Source organism: Streptomyces sp. NPDC001204 (assembly GCF_053598035.1).
On the sequence record NZ_JBSFJL010000036.1, the window covers coordinates 44,470 to 60,535 of the forward strand.

The 16,066-nt window shown below is 72.2% G+C and carries 14 protein-coding genes; 6 read left to right on the forward strand and 8 right to left on the reverse strand.

The genetic code is table 11. From position 1 onward, the window contains the following. Positions 1 to 51 precede the first annotated feature (51 nt). Positions 52 to 2,172 (reverse strand): serine/threonine-protein kinase, encoded by a 2,121-nt coding sequence (locus ACWC91_RS34650; RefSeq protein ID WP_450643343.1) that lies wholly within the window; start codon positions 2,170 to 2,172, stop codon positions 52 to 54. Between the two features lie 255 nt (positions 2,173 to 2,427). Further along, positions 2,428 to 4,134, reverse strand: a complete 1,707-nt coding sequence (locus tag ACWC91_RS34655; protein ID WP_225077947.1) for a glycerol-3-phosphate dehydrogenase/oxidase — start codon at positions 4,132 to 4,134, stop codon at positions 2,428 to 2,430. 300 nt (positions 4,135 to 4,434) lie between these two features. On the opposite strand from ACWC91_RS34655, the gene ACWC91_RS34660 reads away from it, so the two are divergent. Beyond that, a complete protein-coding gene (locus ACWC91_RS34660) occupies positions 4,435 to 5,643 on the forward strand; it encodes a nucleotide sugar dehydrogenase (RefSeq protein ID WP_225077948.1) in 1,209 nt (402 codons plus the stop codon). Between the two features lie 392 nt (positions 5,644 to 6,035). Here the strand turns inward: ACWC91_RS34660 and ACWC91_RS34665 are convergent, their stop codons facing one another. The 4 genes from ACWC91_RS34665 to ACWC91_RS34680 form a co-directional block, all read right to left on the reverse strand. Next, the gene (locus tag ACWC91_RS34665) at positions 6,036 to 7,160 is read right to left on the reverse strand and encodes a GuaB3 family IMP dehydrogenase-related protein (protein WP_225077949.1); all 1,125 of its coding nucleotides are present in this window, start codon (positions 7,158 to 7,160) and stop codon (positions 6,036 to 6,038) included. 129 nt (positions 7,161 to 7,289) lie between these two features. After that, the gene (gene guaB, locus ACWC91_RS34670) at positions 7,290 to 8,798 is read right to left on the reverse strand and encodes an IMP dehydrogenase (protein ID WP_225077950.1); all 1,509 of its coding nucleotides are present in this window, start codon (positions 8,796 to 8,798) and stop codon (positions 7,290 to 7,292) included. Positions 8,799 to 8,961: 163 nt separating this feature from the next. Then, positions 8,962 to 9,549: a sigma-70 family RNA polymerase sigma factor gene (locus ACWC91_RS34675; protein WP_100569800.1), complete on the reverse strand. Its 588-nt coding sequence runs from the start codon at positions 9,547 to 9,549 to the stop codon at positions 8,962 to 8,964. 460 nt (positions 9,550 to 10,009) lie between these two features. Beyond that, the gene (locus ACWC91_RS34680) at positions 10,010 to 10,621 is read right to left on the reverse strand and encodes a response regulator transcription factor (protein WP_003948568.1); all 612 of its coding nucleotides are present in this window, start codon (positions 10,619 to 10,621) and stop codon (positions 10,010 to 10,012) included. A gap of 381 nt (positions 10,622 to 11,002) precedes the next feature. On the opposite strand from ACWC91_RS34680, the gene ACWC91_RS34685 reads away from it, so the two are divergent. After that, positions 11,003 to 11,332 (forward strand): WhiB family transcriptional regulator, encoded by a 330-nt coding sequence (locus ACWC91_RS34685; RefSeq protein WP_225077951.1) that lies wholly within the window; start codon positions 11,003 to 11,005, stop codon positions 11,330 to 11,332. 91 nt (positions 11,333 to 11,423) lie between these two features. Here ACWC91_RS34685 and ACWC91_RS34690 read toward each other — a convergent pair whose 3' ends face one another. Next, on the reverse strand, positions 11,424 to 12,332 hold the full coding sequence (locus ACWC91_RS34690) for a LysR family transcriptional regulator (protein ID WP_281155840.1): 909 nt from the start codon (positions 12,330 to 12,332) through the stop codon (positions 11,424 to 11,426). 81 nt (positions 12,333 to 12,413) lie between these two features. Here ACWC91_RS34690 and ACWC91_RS34695 point away from each other — a divergent pair, with 81 nt between their 5' ends. The 3 genes from ACWC91_RS34695 (at position 12,414) to ACWC91_RS34705 (ending at position 14,841) form a co-directional block, all read left to right on the forward strand. Then, complete coding sequence (locus ACWC91_RS34695; protein ID WP_225077953.1) at positions 12,414 to 13,094, forward strand: MOSC domain-containing protein; 681 nt, start codon at positions 12,414 to 12,416, stop codon at positions 13,092 to 13,094. Positions 13,095 to 13,214: 120 nt separating this feature from the next. Then, complete coding sequence (locus ACWC91_RS34700; RefSeq protein WP_225077954.1) at positions 13,215 to 13,988, forward strand: SDR family NAD(P)-dependent oxidoreductase; 774 nt, start codon at positions 13,215 to 13,217, stop codon at positions 13,986 to 13,988. A 145-nt stretch (positions 13,989 to 14,133) separates the two neighbouring features. After that, positions 14,134 to 14,841 carry an ester cyclase gene (locus ACWC91_RS34705; protein ID WP_225077955.1) on the forward strand — a complete coding sequence of 236 codons (708 nt, stop codon included), beginning with the start codon at positions 14,134 to 14,136 and terminating at the stop codon, positions 14,839 to 14,841. Positions 14,842 to 14,847: 6 nt separating this feature from the next. Here the strand turns inward: ACWC91_RS34705 and ACWC91_RS34710 are convergent, their stop codons facing one another. Then, a complete protein-coding gene (locus tag ACWC91_RS34710; protein WP_450726189.1) occupies positions 14,848 to 15,792 on the reverse strand; it encodes a 5-oxoprolinase subunit C family protein in 945 nt (314 codons plus the stop codon). Here ACWC91_RS34710 and ACWC91_RS34715 point away from each other — a divergent pair. Continuing rightward, positions 15,776 to 16,066, forward strand: a 291-nt coding sequence (locus ACWC91_RS34715) for a hypothetical protein (RefSeq protein ID WP_450726191.1), incomplete at its 3' end; no start/stop codon positions are given. The genes ACWC91_RS34710 and ACWC91_RS34715 overlap by 17 nt on opposite strands.

Here is a 16,066-nt window from a genome sequence, read left to right on the forward strand (position 1 = left end):
CGCACGCCGAACCGTGAACCCCGGCGGCGGACGGCGGGACCGGTCCGCTCGCTACTTCTTGGGCTGGAAGGTCCCCGTCAGCGTCTTCCAGGTGCTCTTGCGCAGGTCGCTGTCCCACGTCGCGGCCTTCGCGCTGTACATCAGCGCGTGGCCGAGGTGGTCGTTCACCACGAACCCGCGGTCTATGGTGCGGTACTTGGTCGCGCCGTCGGCGTAGGTGAACTCCCAGTCGGCGGTGTTCCAGCCGCGGTACTCCACCTTCTCTATGCGCACCCGCTTGTACTGGGAGCGCACCATGTACTTCTCCTGGTTGGTCCAGTCGGTCACCGGGTCGCCCTTGGGCGTGGTCGTCCAGGCGACGAGCAGCCGCTGCCCGTCGGGGCCGGTGAAGCGGACCCCCGCGGAGTCGGTGCTCGCGTACTTCCAGCCCTCGGGCAGCCCGATGGAGAAGCCCTGAGCACCCTTGTACGTCGACGCCACGGCGGCACCGTCGTCGTCCCCGGACCTGTCCCCGCCGGAACCGGAACCCGAATCGGAACCGGAACCCGCGCCGGAGCCCTCGCCCGACTTCCCGGCGTCGGTGTCCGTGGCCGGTGTGCCGCCGGATCCGTCGGCCTCCGTCTCGGAGCCGGACCGGTCCCCGTCCGTGGCGGCCTCGCCGCTCGGGCCCTTCTTGGTGGAGGTGCCCGCGGACGAACCGGCGGTGGCGGCCGTGCGGCCGGCCGCGTTCTTGTCCTCGCCGCCCTTGTCGTCACCGCCGAGCGTGAAGGCGAGCACGGTGCCGATCACCGCGAGCACCACGACCACCGCGACGATCACCAGCGTCCGCCGCGGCACCACGTCGGTGAGCGACGCCCTGGGCGCCGGGCGCGGCGGCAGGTCCAGGTCCGGCGGGGTCATCACGGGCCACCCCGAACCGGACCGCCCCGCCTGCGCACCACCGGCACCGCTGCCCGAGGTGGACGCGGCCTTCGTCCCGGCCTCCGCCGGCTCCGTGCCGGCACCGCCCGCGGAGCCGGAGCCCGCCGGCCCCGTGCCCGCGGATGCCGAGCCGGAACCGGCCCCGGCTGCCGCCGAGGGGTTCGGCCCCGCCGTGGGCGCGGCCTTGCGCACCGAGCGCAGCGCCCCGCGCAGCCGATCTCCCGCCTCCTCGCCCCGCTTGCTCCCGGAGCCCGAACCGGAACGTCCGGAACCGCCCTTGCGGGAACGTCCGTCCGGCTGCGGGGGCAGCGGGACGACCTTGGTCGCGTCCGCGGGCGGCTCCGGCTCGGCGTCCTTCTGCTCGGGCGCGTTGACGACGGCGTTGAGCATGGCCCGGGCGCCCGCGTCGTCGAGCCGCTCGACGGGGTCCTTGTTGAGCAGGCCGTGGATGACGTCCCTGAGCGGGCCGGCGTTCCTGGGATCCTCCAGCGGTTCGGTCATCACCGCGGTCAGGGTGGCGATCGCCGAGCCCTTGTCGTACGGCGGCGTGCCCTCCACCGCCGCGTAGAGCAGGCCGCCGAGCGACCACAGGTCGGCCGCCGGTCCGGGCTTGTGCCCGCGGGCCCGCTCCGGGGAGATGTAGGAGGGGGCGCCGACGAGCATGCCGGTGGAGGTGATGGACGGGTCGCCCTCGACCTGCGCGATGCCGAAGTCGGTGAGGACGACCCGGCCGTCGTCGGCGATGAGCACGTTGGACGGCTTCACGTCACGGTGCAGGATGCCCTGGCCGTGCGCGGAGCGCAGCACGTCGAGGACCGCGAGCCCGACCTCGGCCGCCCGCCGCGGCTCCAGCAGCCCGTCCTCGCGGATGACTTCGGCGAGGGACTTGCCCTCGACGAGCTCCATGACGATCCACGGGCGGTCGTCCTCGTCGACCACGTCGAAGACGGTCACCGCGCTGGTGTCGCGGATGCGCGCGATCGCCTTGGCCTCGCGCAGCGTACGCGTGATCAGCCGCCGCTTCTCGTCCTCGTCGATGTTCGACGGGAACCGCAGCTCCTTGACGGCCACGGTCCGGCCCAGGGTCTCGTCCTCGGCCCGCCACACCGTGCCCATGCCGCCGCGGCCGAGTACCTTCCCCAGCCGGTAGCGCCCGGCGAGAAGACGCTCGCTCCTGTCCTGCAGAGAGTCCTGCAGAGAGTCCTGACGAGTGTCCTGACGGGGTGTGCCCGCCCGCTCCGCGTCCGACATGCGTCCCCTCATGCAACCCGCCCTGACAGAGCCTCCATTGTCTCTCACCCGACAAGCACGCGACGCCCAGGGGCCCCTGAAAACACCTCGGGGGCGGGACCGAACGGCTCGTGGTACGGGTGGGAATGACGGGCCGTGACAACAGGGAAGCCATGGGTGCCGACCCTTCGGGCCATTCCGGCCATAATCTGCGCCGGATCCTCCCGGCACGTGTCGTGCGTCTCGCGCGGGACGGCGGGCCGGGCCCCGGCCGGTTCACAACGGCACGATGTCCGGTGCTCCCAGCCGGGCCGCGTCGGCGGTCAGGTCGTCCGGCTGGCGCTGCGACTCCCGCTCGGCCTCCACCCGCTTCTCGTAGTGCTCGACCTCGCGTTCGATCTGGTCCTTGTCCCAGCCCAGCACCGGCGCCATCAGCTCGGCGGCCTCCCGGGCGCTGCGCGTGCCCCGGTCGAACGTCTCGATGGATATGCGCGTGCGCCGGGTCAGTACGTCGTCCAGGTGCCGGGCGCCCTCGTGGGAGGCGGCGTAGACGATCTCGGCGCGCAGATAGTCGTCGGCGGCCTTGAGGGGAGCGCCCAGCGCCGGGTCCTCGGCGACGAGGGCGAGCACCTCCCGGGCCGCCGACCCGAACCTCCTCAACAGGTGCTCCACGCGCACCACATGGAGGCCGGTCTCGGCGGCTATGCGCGCCCGCGCGTTCCACACGGCCGGGTAGCCCTCGGCGCCGAGCAGCGGGATCTCCTCGGTGACGCAGTCGGCGACGCGCATGTCGAGGCCGCGCACCGCCTCGTCGACGGCGTCCTTGGCCATCACCCGGTAGGTCGTGTACTTGCCGCCCGCGATCACGACGAGGCCGGGCACCGGATGGACCACGGTGTGCTCGCGCGACAACTTGCTGGTGGCGTCGGACTCGCCGGCCAGCAGCGGCCTCAGACCCGCGTACACGCCCTGCACGTCGTCGCGGCCGAGCGGCACCGCGAGCACCGAGTTGACGTGCTCCAGGAGATAGTCGATGTCGGCGCTGGAGGCGGCCGGATGCGCCTTGTCGAGGTCCCAGTCGGTGTCGGTGGTGCCCACGATCCAGTGCCGGCCCCAGGGGATCACGAAGAGCACGGACTTCTCGGTGCGCAGGATCAGCCCGGTGGTGGAGTTGATGCGGTCCTTGGGCACGACGAGGTGGATGCCCTTGGAGGCCCGGACGTGGAACTGACCGCGCTCCCCCACCATCGCCTGGGTGTCGTCGGTCCACACCCCGGTGGCGTTGACGATCTGCTTGGCGCGGATCTCGTACTCTCCGCCGCCCTCCACGTCCCGTACCCGCGCGCCGACGACCCGCTCTCCCTCGCGCAGGAATCCGGTGACCCGGGCGCGGTTGGCGGCCTTCGCGCCGTACGAGACCGCCGTTCGCACCAGGGTGGCGACGAAGCGGGCGTCGTCCATCTGGGCGTCGTAGTACTGAAGGGCGCCGACCAGGGCGTCCTTGCGCAGGCAGGGAGCCACCCGCAGGGCGTGACGGCGGGTCAGGTGACGGTGCAGCGGCAGTCCCCGGCCGTGGCCGCGGGCCATCGACATGGCGTCGTACAGGGCGACGCCGGACCCGGCGTACAGACGCTCCCAGCCCTGGTGCTGGAGCGGGTAGAGGAACGGCACCGGGCGGACCAGGTGGGGGGCGAGGCGTTCGAGCAGCAGGCCGCGCTCCTTCAGCGCCTCCCGGACCAGCGCGAAGTCGAGCATCTCCAGATAGCGCAGTCCGCCGTGTATCAGCTTGCTGGAGCGGCTCGACGTGCCCGACGCCCAGTCACGCGCCTCCACTATGCCGGTGGCCAGGCCGCGGGTGACGGCGTCCAGAGCGGTGCCGGCGCCGACCACGCCTCCGCCCACGACCAGGATGTCCAGCTCCCGCTCGGCCATTCCCGCCAGTGCCTCGGCGCGCTGCGCCGGCCCCAGTGTCGCTGTCCTCACCGCTGCCTCCCGCTGTCGGTCGCGCCGGCCACACCCGTCGGGCGAAGCCCGTTCCCATCCCCCATGCCTCTAGCGTGTCCCCCCGCCTCCTGCCCATGCCCAAATTCTGACCGGGTTGCCCGCCTTCAGCCACCAGTCACCCCCAGCCTGTGGACAACTCCGCGGGCGCACTGAGAAACACGCTGGTCAATCCCGCATAACGGTCATATTTACTCCTAGTCTGACATTGCGCTCGCTCGTCTTGCCCACAGGACTTGCGTGCCCGCCACGCCTCGGTTACCGGGAAGGACCGCCCACGCCATGCCCGCAGATCTCGCCGTCATCGGACTCGGCCCGCTCGGACTGCCCCTGGCCCAGGCCGCCGTCTCCGCCGGCATCCCCACCCTCGGGTACCGCACCGGGAACGAGTCCGGCTCCCTCAGCCCCGCCGAACTGCGCCGGATGCTCGCGGAGGGCTTCCGGCCCGCCACCAACCCGGCCGAACTGGGCCGGGTGCGCACGGCGGTGATCTGCGCGCCGACCCCGCGGGGCGCGGACGGCGGGATCGACCTGAGCCAGGTGGAGGCCGGCGCCCGCGCGCTCGCCGGGCAGCTGCGCCCGCACACCACCGTGATCCTGGAGTCGCCCGCGCACCCCGGGACGACGGAGGAGTTCCTGCTCCCGCTGCTGGAGAAGGGCTCGGGGCTGCGGGCGGGCCGCGACTTCCACCTCGCCTACTCGCCCAGCCGCGTCGACCCCGGCAACCGCGGGATCACCCCGGCCAACACGCCCAAGGTGATCGGCGGCCTCACCCCGGCCTGCACCGAGTCGGCCGCGGCCTTCTACGGGCGGCTGACCGACAAGGTGGTGCGCGCACGAGGGTTGAGGGAGGCGGAGACGGTCCAGCTCCTGGAGACCAACTACCGGCACGTCAACATCGCCCTGGTCAACGAGATGGCCGTGCTCTGCCACGACCTGGGCGTCGACCTGTGGGACGTCCTGCGCTGCGCGGAGACCAAGCCGTACGGCTTCCAGGCCTTCCGCCCCGGCCCCGGCGTCGGCGGCCACGGCCTCCCGCAGGACCTGGCCGGCCACGCGGGCTGCGGGCTGCGCATGGTGGAACTCGCCGAGCAGGTCAACGGCCGCATGCCGCGCTACGTCGTCCAGCGCGCCGCGGCCCTGCTGAACGAGCACGGCAAGTCGGCGCGGGGCGCCCGGGTCCTGCTGCTCGGCGTCACGTACAAGGCCGACCTCGCCGACCTCCAGGGCACGCCGGCCGAGGAGATCGCCGTCCGGCTGACGGGCCTCGGCGCCTCGGTCAGCTACCACGACCCGTACGTGCCCGCGTGGAGCGTCCGTGACCGGCCCGTGCCCCGCGCGGACGGCCTGTACGAGGCGGTGGCCGGCGCCGACCTGACGATCCTGCTCCAGCAGCACCGCACATACGACCTTCAGGGCCTGTCGGTGAAGGCGCAGCTGCTGTTGGACACGCGGGGGGCCGCGCCCACGGGGGCGGCGCATCGGTTGTGAAAGGGGCGCGCGCGGGTGCTTCGGCCCCGGCGGCTGGTGGCGTGCCCTCCGCCGGTACCGTACGAAACCGGTGGCTGCTTACAAATGGGTGGAGCCCACCGCAGTGGCCTCTGCGGCAGGCTCCTGACCGCCAAGCGGAGTGTCCACCCCTGTTCTCTGTAGGGGTGGCCGCTCAGCGGCCGTGAATCCGCAAGACCCGCCTCCTCCGGAACTTCACCGGCCGAAGCCGGAAGCCGTCCCAGCGGGTGGGCTTGCGGTGACGGCCCACGGGCGCGCCCCCGTCTCGCAATACGCGCCCTCACCTGCGCGGACGCCCGGCACGTGCGAAGGGGCCCGGGCGCCCGCGTGAGCGGGTGACCGGGCCCCTGGCGTGGGCCGTGGACGCGGTTGGGCTACCGCTTGTGCTGCGAATCCCCCACCGTCACCTCGACCCGCTGGAACTCCTTGAGCTCGCTGTAGCCGGTCGTGGCCATGGCGCGGCGCAGGGCGCCGAAGAAGTTCATGGAGCCGTCGGGGGTGTGCGAGGGACCCGTCAGGACCTCCTCGATCGTGCCCACCGTGCCCAGGTCGACCTTCTTGCCGCGCGGCAGTTCCTCGTTGACGGCCTCCATGCCCCAGTGGTGGCCCTTGCCGGGCGCGTCGGTGGCGCGGGCCAGCGGGGAGCCCATCATCACGGAGTCGGCGCCGCAGGCGATCGCCTTGGGCAGGTCGCCGGACCAGCCGACGCCGCCGTCCGCGATCACGTGCACGTACCGGCCGCCGGACTCGTCCATGTAGTCGCGGCGGGCGGCGGCCACGTCGGCGACCGCGGTGGCCATCGGGACCTGGATGCCGAGCACGTTGCGCGTGGTGTGCGCGGCGCCGCCGCCGAAGCCGACCAGGACACCGGCCGCGCCGGTGCGCATCAGGTGCAGGGCCGCGGTGTAGGTGGCGCAGCCGCCGACGATCACCGGGACGTCGAGCTCGTAGATGAACTGCTTGAGGTTCAGCGGCTCGTGCGAGGACGACACGTGCTCCGCCGAGACCGTCGTGCCGCGGATGACGAAGATGTCCACGCCCGCGTCGACGACGGCCTTGGAGAACTGGGCGGTGCGCTGCGGGGAGAGGGCGGCGGCGGTGACCACGCCCGAGTCGCGCACCTGCTTGATCCGCGCGCCGATCAGCTCCTCCTTGATGGGAGCGGCGTAGATCTCCTGAAGGCGGCGGGTCGCGGCTCCGGCGGGCAGCTCGGCGATCTCGTCGAGCAGCGGCTGCGGGTCCTCGTACCGCGTCCACAGGCCCTCGAGGTTGAGTACGCCCAGTCCGCCCAGCTCGCCGATGTGGATGGCCGTGGCCGGGGAGACGACCGAGTCCATGGGGGCGGCCAGGAAGGGCAGCTCGAAGCGGTAGGCGTCGATCTGCCAGGCGATGGAGACCTCCTTCGGGTCCCGCGTACGGCGGCTGGGGACGACGGCGATGTCGTCGAAGGCGTACGCCCGGCGGCCGCGCTTGCCGCGCCCGATCTCGATCTCAGTCACGTCTGTGGCCTTTCCCTGATGCGTTGCAGCGTCTTCCAGTATCGCCGACACCCACGACAAGGGCGGCCCTGGATGCTCCGGGGCCGCCCTGCACACGCCTCACGCGTGCGCGTGCGTCACTGCTCGCCGCTACTTCTTGCTGCTGTAGTTCGGAGCCTCGACCGTCATCTGGATGTCGTGCGGGTGGGACTCCTTCAGACCCGCCGAGGTGATCCGCACGAACCGGCCGTTCGCCTGGAGCTCGGGGACGGTCCTGCCGCCGACGTAGAACATCGACTGGCGCAGGCCGCCGACCAGCTGGTGGACGACGGAGGACAGCGGGCCGCGGTAGGGCACCTGGCCCTCGATGCCCTCGGGGATCAGCTGCTCGTCGGAGGCGACGCCCTCCTGGAAGTAGCGGTCCTTGGAGAAGGACTTGCGGTCGCCGCGGGACTGCATGGCGCCCAGCGAGCCCATGCCGCGGTACGACTTGAACTGCTTGCCGTTGATGAACAGCAGCTCGCCCGGGGACTCCTCGCAGCCGGCCAGCAGCGAGCCCAGCATCACCGTGTCGGCGCCCGCGACCAGGGCCTTGGCGATGTCGCCGGAGTACTGGAGGCCGCCGTCGCCGATGACCGGGATGCCGGCCTCCCGGGCCGCCAGCGAGGCCTCGTAGATGGCGGTGACCTGCGGGACGCCGATGCCGGCGACCACGCGGGTGGTGCAGATGGAGCCCGGGCCCACACCGACCTTGATGCCGTCGGCGCCCGCGTCGACGAGGGACTGGGCGCCGTCGCGGGTGGCGATGTTGCCGCCGATGACGTCGACGCCGGACGAGTTCGACTTGATCTTGGAGATCATGTCGCCGACCAGCCGGGAGTGCCCGTGCGCGGTGTCGACGACGATGAAGTCGACGCCCGCCTCGATCAGGGCCTGGGCGCGTTCGAAGGAGTCACCGGCCACGCCGACCGCCGCGCCGACCAGCAGCCGGCCCTTGGTGTCCTTGGCCGCGTTGGGGTACTGCTCCGCCTTGACGAAGTCCTTGACCGTGATCAGGCCCTTGATGATGCCCGCGTCGTCGACCAGCGGCAGCTTCTCGATCTTGTGGCGGCGCAGCAGCTGCATGGCGTCCGCGCGGGAGATGCCCACCTTGCCGGTGACCAGCGGCATCGGCGTCATGACCTCGCTGACCCGGCGCGAGCGGTCCGGCTCGAAGGCCATGTCGCGGTTGGTGACGATGCCGAGCAGCTTCCCGGCGGGGTCGGTGACGGGGACGCCGCTGATGCGGAACTTGGCGCACAGCGCGTCGGCCTCGGCGAGCGTGGCCTCCGGGTGGATGGTGATGGGGTTGGCCACCATGCCGGACTCGGAGCGCTTGACGAGGTCGACCTGGTTGGCCTGGTCCTCGATGGACAGGTTGCGGTGCAGCACGCCGACGCCGCCCTGGCGGGCCATCGCGATCGCCATGCGCGATTCGGTCACCTTGTCCATGGCGGCGGACAGCAGCGGGATGTTGACCCGCACGTTCCTGGAGACGTACGAGGCGGTGTCGATCTCGTCGGGCGCCATGTCCGACGCGCCCGGCAGCAGCAGCACGTCGTCGTAGGTCAGCCCGAGTGTCGCGAATTTCTCGGGCACTCCGTCGACGTTGGCAGTCATGACACCTTCCCCAAATGGCCTTGATCGGTGCGGATGTCCATGCTAACGGGAAGCGCGGCTCTCTCATTCCACGGTTCCGGGAGGCCCCGCTCTTCGTATGTTCGTACGGAACCGCCCGGGTGCGCGTTCATCCGGAGCCGTGCGTGCGGGGCGGGACCGCCGCCTACTGTTCGGCCAGGGCGCGCAGCCGGCTGAGTGCCCGGTGCTGGGCCACCCGGACCGCGCCTGGTGACATTCCCAACATCTGTCCCGTTTCCTCCGCGGTCAACCCCACCGCGATGCGCAGCAGCAGCAGCTCGCGCTGGTTCTCCGGAAGGCTGGCCAGCAGCTTCTTGGCCCACTCGGCGTCGCTGCTGAGCAGGGCGCGCTCCTCGGGGCCGAGGGAGTCGTCCGGACGCTCGGGCATCTCGTCCGAGGGCACGGCCGTCGAGCCCGGGTGCCGCATGGCGGCGCGCTGGAGGTCGGCGACCTTGTGGGCGGCGATGGCGAAGACGAAGGCCTCGAAGGGACGCCCGGTGTCCTTGTAGCGCGGCAGGGCCAGCAGGACCGCGACGCAGACCTCCTGGGCCAGGTCCTCGACGAAATGCCGGGCGTCGCCCGGGAGCCGGGACAGCCGGGTGCGGCAGTAGCGCAGCGCCAGCGGATGCACACGGGCGAGCAGATCGTGTGTGGCCTGCTCGTCGCCGTCGACGGCGCGGTGGACGAGCGCACCGATCGCCCCTTGGGCAAGTGCCGCCTGGTCGTCGCGCATCGGTCCATGGTGCCTTGACGTCGTCCGTTCCGTGGCACCGCCTTCGTGGTTGTGCACCGAAGCGTTATGAGCAGGTGCGCCGAAGCTCATCCCCTGCGCCCTCCCCTTCCGCTCGACCAACTCGTCCGCGAGGAACTCCACACCCTCAAGGATGCGTCATCCGCGGCGAAACGAGCAGCAGGCACCCGGCGGGGCGCTTTGCCACCGGCGTCCGCGGTGCGGTATGGCACGTCGTCCGCGGTCCGGGCCCACGACCTCACCGGGCCGCGGCGGCCGCCGGCCGCCTCCCGGCCGCCCGGGACCGGGGAGCCCGGGGAGCGGAGCCCTTGTGGAGACGTACGAGCGGCACGGCCGCGCGACCGGCAGACCGGACGCCCCCCACGCTCGTTGCCGTGCGTGGGGATGGCGTCGCGTGCCGGTACGCCGGATCGGGGCGATCCGACCGGGATCCGCACGGGTCCTAGCGGACCAGGCCCCAGCGGAAACCGAGGGCCACCGCGTGCGCGCGGTCCGAGGCGCCGAGCTTCTTGAACAGCCGGCGGGCGTGGGTCTTGACCGTGTCCTCGGAGAGGAACAGCTCGCGGCCGATCTCCGCGTTCGAGCGGCCGTGGCTCATGCCCTCCAGGACCTGGATCTCCCGCGCGGTGAGCGTGGGCGCGGCGCCCATCTCGGCCGAGCGCAGCCGGCGCGGCGCCAGCCGCCAGGTGGGGTCGGCGAGGGCCTGCGTCACCGTGGCCCGCAGCTCCGCGCGGGAGGCGTCCTTGTGCAGGTACCCGCGCGCCCCGGCGGCCACGGCGAGCGCCACGCCGTCGAGGTCCTCGGCGACGGTGAGCATGATGATGCGCGCGCCGGGGTCCGCGGAGAGCAGGCGCCGGACGGTCTCGACGCCGCCCAGTCCGGGCATGCGCACGTCCATGAGAATGAGGTCGGAGCGGTCGGCGCCCCAGCGGCGGAGGACTTCCTCGCCGTTGGCCGCCGTCGTCACGCGCTCGACGCCGGGCACGGTCGCGACCGCGCGGCGCAGCGCCTCTCGAGCAAGCGGGGAGTCGTCGCAGACGAGGACGGATGTCATGGCCGTCCTCCGCAGCTGATGCGCGTCACCTTGAGCCTCCAGGCTGGTACGGAATCGTCACCTGTGCGGTCGACCGTCTCGGACGCCCGCCCGAGCGCTTGTGTTCTCAACCGCCTCCGCACTCTCAACGACGGTCACTCGAAAGAGTTACGGGGCTGTACGCCGTCTTCGGCACTCTACGTGAGGGAACGGACACAGAGCAGACATGAACGTCAGACCCTCAACTTTTCATCACAAGCTATGCCCCATTTAGCCCCTTTTCTTCCCGTTTCTAGGTGTCTGGAGCTAGATTCGCAATGAGTCATATTTTCATCTCCTTAGATCGGAGATGTACGGTCGTTGGCACCGTATCCGCCACGAACGGCTACAAGGGGTCACGTAATGGCAGATTTCTCCCGCCTTCCCGGACCGAACGCGGACCTGTGGGACTGGCAGTTGCTGGCTGCCTGCCGCGGGGTCGACAGCTCGCTCTTCTTCCATCCCGAGGGTGAGCGCGGGGCGGCTCGGAGTGCTCGAGAGAACTCGGCCAAGGAGGTCTGCATGAGGTGCCCGGTCCGTGCGGAGTGCGCGGCACACGCCCTGGCGGTGCGCGAGCCGTACGGAGTGTGGGGAGGCCTGACCGAGGACGAGCGCGAAGAGCTCATGGGGCGGGCACGGAACCGGCTGGTGTCGGCGTCGACGACCAGCGGGGACCCCGCCTCCGACAACTGAAGGAACGTTTCTTCTTATCCGGTCGCGTTGAGCCGCAGGGCACGCGCCACGCGTGCCCTCGCGATACCCGATCCCCTTGTGCCGGCTTGTGTCAGCGGGCCCCGGCCCGCACCAGTTCCTCCAGCGTCGCCGCCACCGCCGGTACCTGTGCCAGGTCGGGCAGGGTGAGGGCGACGATCTCCCGCCGAACCGCCGGTTCCAGCTCCACGGTGCGCGCGCCCCTCGGCCGTACCGACTCGACCGCGAGCTGGGGCAGGACCGCGACCCCCAGTCCCGCGCCCACCAGGCCCACCACCGCCGGGTAGTCGTCGGTCGCGAAGTCGATGCGGGGCGTGAAGCCGGCACCCTCGCACACCTGGACCAGCTGGCCGCGGCAGCGCGGGCAGCCCGCGATCCACGGATCGCCCGCGAGTTCGCCGATGGCGACGGATCCCGCGCGGGCCAGCCGGTGCCGCTCGGGCACCAGTCCCACGAGCCGGTCGGTCAGCAGCGGCCGTACGACCAGGTCCTCCCACTCCCCGGCGCCCTCCCCCGCGCCCGCGGCCCCCTCGTAGCGGAAGGCGAGCGCCACGTCGCAGTCGCCCTGGCGCAGCAGTTCGACGGACCTCGGCGGTTCGGCCTCCTCCAGGGACACGCGGGTGCCGGGGTGCGCGGCGCGCAGCGCGGCGAGCGCGGTGGGCACGAGCGTGGAACTTCCGCTGGGGAAGGAGACGAGCCGTACCCGCCCGGCCCGCAGCCCGGCGATGGCGGCGATCTCCTCCTCGGCCGCGGTGAGCCCGGCGAGGATGCCCGTGGCGTGCCGGACGAGCGCCTCGCCTGCCTGGGTCAGGCGCATCTCGCGGCCGGCCCTGATCAGCAGCGGGGTGCCGACGGCCGCCTCGAGTGCCTTCATCTGCTGGCTGACGGCGGGCTGGGTGCAGCCCAGTTCGCGCCCCGCCGCGGAGAAGGAGCCGGTGGTGGCCACGGCGCGCAGCACACGGAGATGACGAGCCTCGATCACACCACCGAGCATAAGTGAAACTTGGGCGAGCGGCGGATTATCGCGTCGACACTTTGACCATCCCTCGCCTACCGTGCCCGCATGAAGCTACTGTCAGTGAACCTGGGCCGCCCGGAGGCCGTGCCGTACACCGACCAGCCGGAAGGCGTGACCGGCATCGGCAAGCGGCCGGTGGACGGGCCGGTCGAGGTGGCGGCGCCCGGGCCGAAGGGCGTCGGCGCGAGCGGGCTGGCCGGGGACGCGGTGTGCGACACGCGGCACCACGGCGGCGACGACCAGGCGGTGTACGCGGTGGCGCGCGAGGACCTCGACGAATGGGAGCGCGAGCTGGGCCGGACGCTGGCCAACGGCGCCTTCGGCGAGAACCTCACCACGCTCGGCCTGGACATCACCGGCGCGCGGATCGGCGAGCGCTGGCGCATCGGCTCGCCGCTCGGCCCCTCGGTGCTCCTGGAGATCACCAGCGGACGGATTCCCTGCCGGACCTTCCAGGGCCATCTGGGTGAGAAGGGGTGGGTGAAGCGGTTCACGCGCAGGGCGGCGCCGGGCGCGTATCTGCGGGTGCTCGAAGCCGGTGAGATCCGGGCGGGCGACCCCGTCGAGATCGTGCACCGTCCGGACCACGACGTGACCGTGGGCCTGGAGTTCCGGGCCATGACGACCGAGCGCCCGCTGCTGCCCCGACTGCTCGTGGCGGGTACCGCGCTGCGCGCGGAGACGCTGGCGGCGGCCCGGAAGTACGCGCGCGAACAAGGGGACTGACCGGCCGTCATCGCCCCGCCTGCGCATGGACGGACAGGTGGACGGACACGTGGGCATCACCGATCGGGAGGGCCTGTGCAGAGATCGGGACAACGCGCCGGGGACCACTAATCTTTCGGCATGACAACGGCTCTGATTACGGGATCGACCGCGGGCATCGGCGCCGCCTTCGCGCGGCGGCTGGCGGCCGACGGGCACAACCTGGTGCTGGTGGCGCGCGACACCGCGCGCCTGACGGAGCAGGCCACCGAACTGCACGACCGGCACGGCATCGAGGCGGAGGTCCTGACGGCCGACCTGGCGACGGACACGGGCATCGAGGCGGTCGCCGCCCGGCTGGGCGACCGCAAGGACCCCGTCGACCTGCTGGTCAACAACGCGGGTTTCGGGAACAAGGGCCGTTTCCTGGACGTGTCGATGACCGACGAGCTCAGGATGATCAAGGTGCACGTCGAGGCGGTGCTGCGGCTGACGTCGGCGGCGACCGCGGCGATGCGCGAGCGCGGCCGGGGCGGGGTCGTGAACGTGGCCTCGGTGGCCGCGTTCGTGCCGCGCGGCACGTACGGCGCGTCGAAGGCGTGGGTCGTGCAGTTCACCCAGGGCGCGGCGCGCGATCTGGCCGGCAGCGGCGTGCGGCTGATGGCGCTGTGCCCCGGATTCGTGCGCACCGAGTTCCACCAGCGGGCCGGCATGGGCACGGACAACATCCCGAACTGGATGTGGCTGGACGCGGACAAGCTGGTCGCGGCGGCCCTGACCGATCTGGCCCACGGCAAGACCCTGTCCATCCCGGACCCCCGGTACAAGGCGCTGATGGGCCTGGTGAAGGTGACGCCGCGCGGCCTGCTGGGCGGGATCACCTCGAAGACGGGCCGCAAGTACGGCCCGCAGTGACGTCACGGAAGTGACGTGAGGTGACGTACGGAAGTGGCGGCGGCGCCCCGGTGGGAAAATGGGCTTCTCGGACATCACGAACATCCTTCCTTCCCGGACATCCTTGACGGAGAGCCGGACCAGGCCGGGGGACCGGAGGCGCGTCATGACCTTCGTACAGCTCATCGACTGCAGGACCAGCCGGTTCGAGGAGATGAACCGGCTGCTGGACAGCTGGGTCGAGAAGACCGGGGGCAGGCGGACCGCGACGCACGCGGTCGTCGGCAAGGACCGGTCGGACGGAGCCCACGTCGTCGAGCTGGTGGAGTTCCCGTCGTACGAGGAGGCGATGCGGAGCTCGAACCTGCCGGAGACCGACGAGATCTTCCGGGACCTGGTCGCGCTCTGCGACGGAACCCCCACCTTCACGGACCTGGACGTCGTCCGGGACGAGCAGCTCTGCGAGACCGCCGTGCGCCGGTTCTACGGCACCCTCACGACCGCCGGTGAGCTGCCGCCGCTCAACGACCTGATCGACGAGGACTGCCACAGCCACGACCCCGTCAACCCCCAGGTCACCATCGGCCTGGACGCCATCCGCCGCGACTTCCGCATGTGGCGCGACGCCTTCGACGCCTCCTTCACGGTCGAGGACCTGATGGCGCAGGGCAACCGGGTCTGCGCCCGCTGGAGCTGGACCGCCACGCACAAGGGCGAGTTCCTCGGCATCGCGCCCACCGGCAGGCGGGTCACCATGACCGGCATGACGGTCTTCCGCTTCGGCGGCAACGGCAGGATCGCCGAGCTGTGGTGGCAGCACGACCAGTTGGGACTGCTGCAACAGCTGGGGGCGCTGGACGAGTTGGAGCAGTAGCGCGACTCACCGGGTGGCGCGGAAGCGGACGGCGGCGCCCGGAGGGATCTGTCCGGCCAGGGGCAGGTCGGCGGCGTCGACGACCGCGATGACCGGGTAGCCGCCGGTGACGGGGTGGTCGGTGAGGAACAGCACCGGTCTGCCGTTCGGCGGGACCTGGAGGGCGCCCGGCACCATGCCCTCGGCCGGGAGTTCCCCGTCACGGACACGCGTCAGGGCGGGGCCGTCGAGCCGGATGCCGATCCGGTTGCTGCGGCTGGTCGCCTCCCAGCGGGCGCCGAGCAGCGCCGCGTACGAGCCGTCGTCGAACCAGTCGTCGCGCGGCCCGCGCACCACGCGCAGCGTGAACTCGCGCGGCGGCGCCGTGCGCGGCGCTAGGTCCACGCCCGGCAAGGGGAGCACGGGGCGGCCGACCGGCAGCCGGTCGCCGGTGCGCAGGGGCGGGAGGCCGATGCCGGAGAGCAGGTCGGTGGAGCGGGAGCCCAGCAGCAGCGGCGTGTCGAGCCCGCCGCGCACGGCGAGGTACGTCCGCAGCCCCGAGCCGGGCGCGCCCAGGTGCAGCGTCTGACCGTCGTGCAGCGGGAACGGCGCGTCGACCGGGACGGACCGGCCGTCGACGGTGGCCGGGCACGGCGCCCCCGTCAGGGCCGCGTACAGCACCGACGGCGCCCCCGACGGCGTACGACAGTGCACGCGCACCCGCAGTCCGCCGAAGGTGGTCTCGATTCCGGCCGCGTTCTGGGGATTGCCCAGGAGCCGGTTGGCGAGCGCCAGCGAGTCCCGGTCGGCGGCACCGGAACCCGGAACCCCGAGGTGGGCCCAGCCGGGCCGGCCCAGATCCTGGACCGTGGCAAGCGGCCCGGGCGCCAGGACCTCCAGGCAGGAACCGGTCGCCGGGGCGACCGCAGTTGGGGCGGTCGCCGCCGGGGCGCTCGTGGCCGGGGCGCTCACCGTCGGAGCGGTCTCCGCCGGGGCGCTCGCCGTCGGGGCGGTCGCCGTCGGGGCGGTCTCCGTCGAGGGGCTCGCGGCCGGGTCGATCGCCGCCGGAGCGATCGCCGCCGGGACACTCCCCGCCGCAGCGCTCGTAGCCGGGGCGCTCGCCGTCGGGGCGGTCGCCGTCGGGGCGGTCTCCGTCGGGGCGGTCTCCGTCGAGGGGCTCGCGGCCGGGTCGATCGCCGCCGGAGCGATCGCCGCCGGGACACTCCCCGCCGCAGCGCTCGTAGCC

Coding starts and splice junctions, on each gene's coding strand:
- ACWC91_RS34650 (WP_450643343.1), bottom strand. CDS start 2,172: ATGTCGGACGCGGAGCGGGCGGGCACACCCCGTCAGGACACTCGTCAG.
- ACWC91_RS34660 (WP_225077948.1), top strand. CDS start 4,435: ATGCCCGCAGATCTCGCCGTCATCGGACTCGGCCCGCTCGGACTGCCC.
- guaB (WP_225077950.1), bottom strand. CDS start 8,798: ATGACTGCCAACGTCGACGGAGTGCCCGAGAAATTCGCGACACTCGGG.
- ACWC91_RS34675 (WP_100569800.1), bottom strand. CDS start 9,549: ATGCGCGACGACCAGGCGGCACTTGCCCAAGGGGCGATCGGTGCGCTC.
- ACWC91_RS34680 (WP_003948568.1), bottom strand. CDS start 10,621: ATGACATCCGTCCTCGTCTGCGACGACTCCCCGCTTGCTCGAGAGGCG.
- ACWC91_RS34685 (WP_225077951.1), top strand. CDS start 11,003: ATGGCAGATTTCTCCCGCCTTCCCGGACCGAACGCGGACCTGTGGGAC.
- ACWC91_RS34695 (WP_225077953.1), top strand. CDS start 12,414: ATGAAGCTACTGTCAGTGAACCTGGGCCGCCCGGAGGCCGTGCCGTAC.
- ACWC91_RS34700 (WP_225077954.1), top strand. CDS start 13,215: ATGACAACGGCTCTGATTACGGGATCGACCGCGGGCATCGGCGCCGCC.
- ACWC91_RS34705 (WP_225077955.1), top strand. CDS start 14,134: ATGACCTTCGTACAGCTCATCGACTGCAGGACCAGCCGGTTCGAGGAG.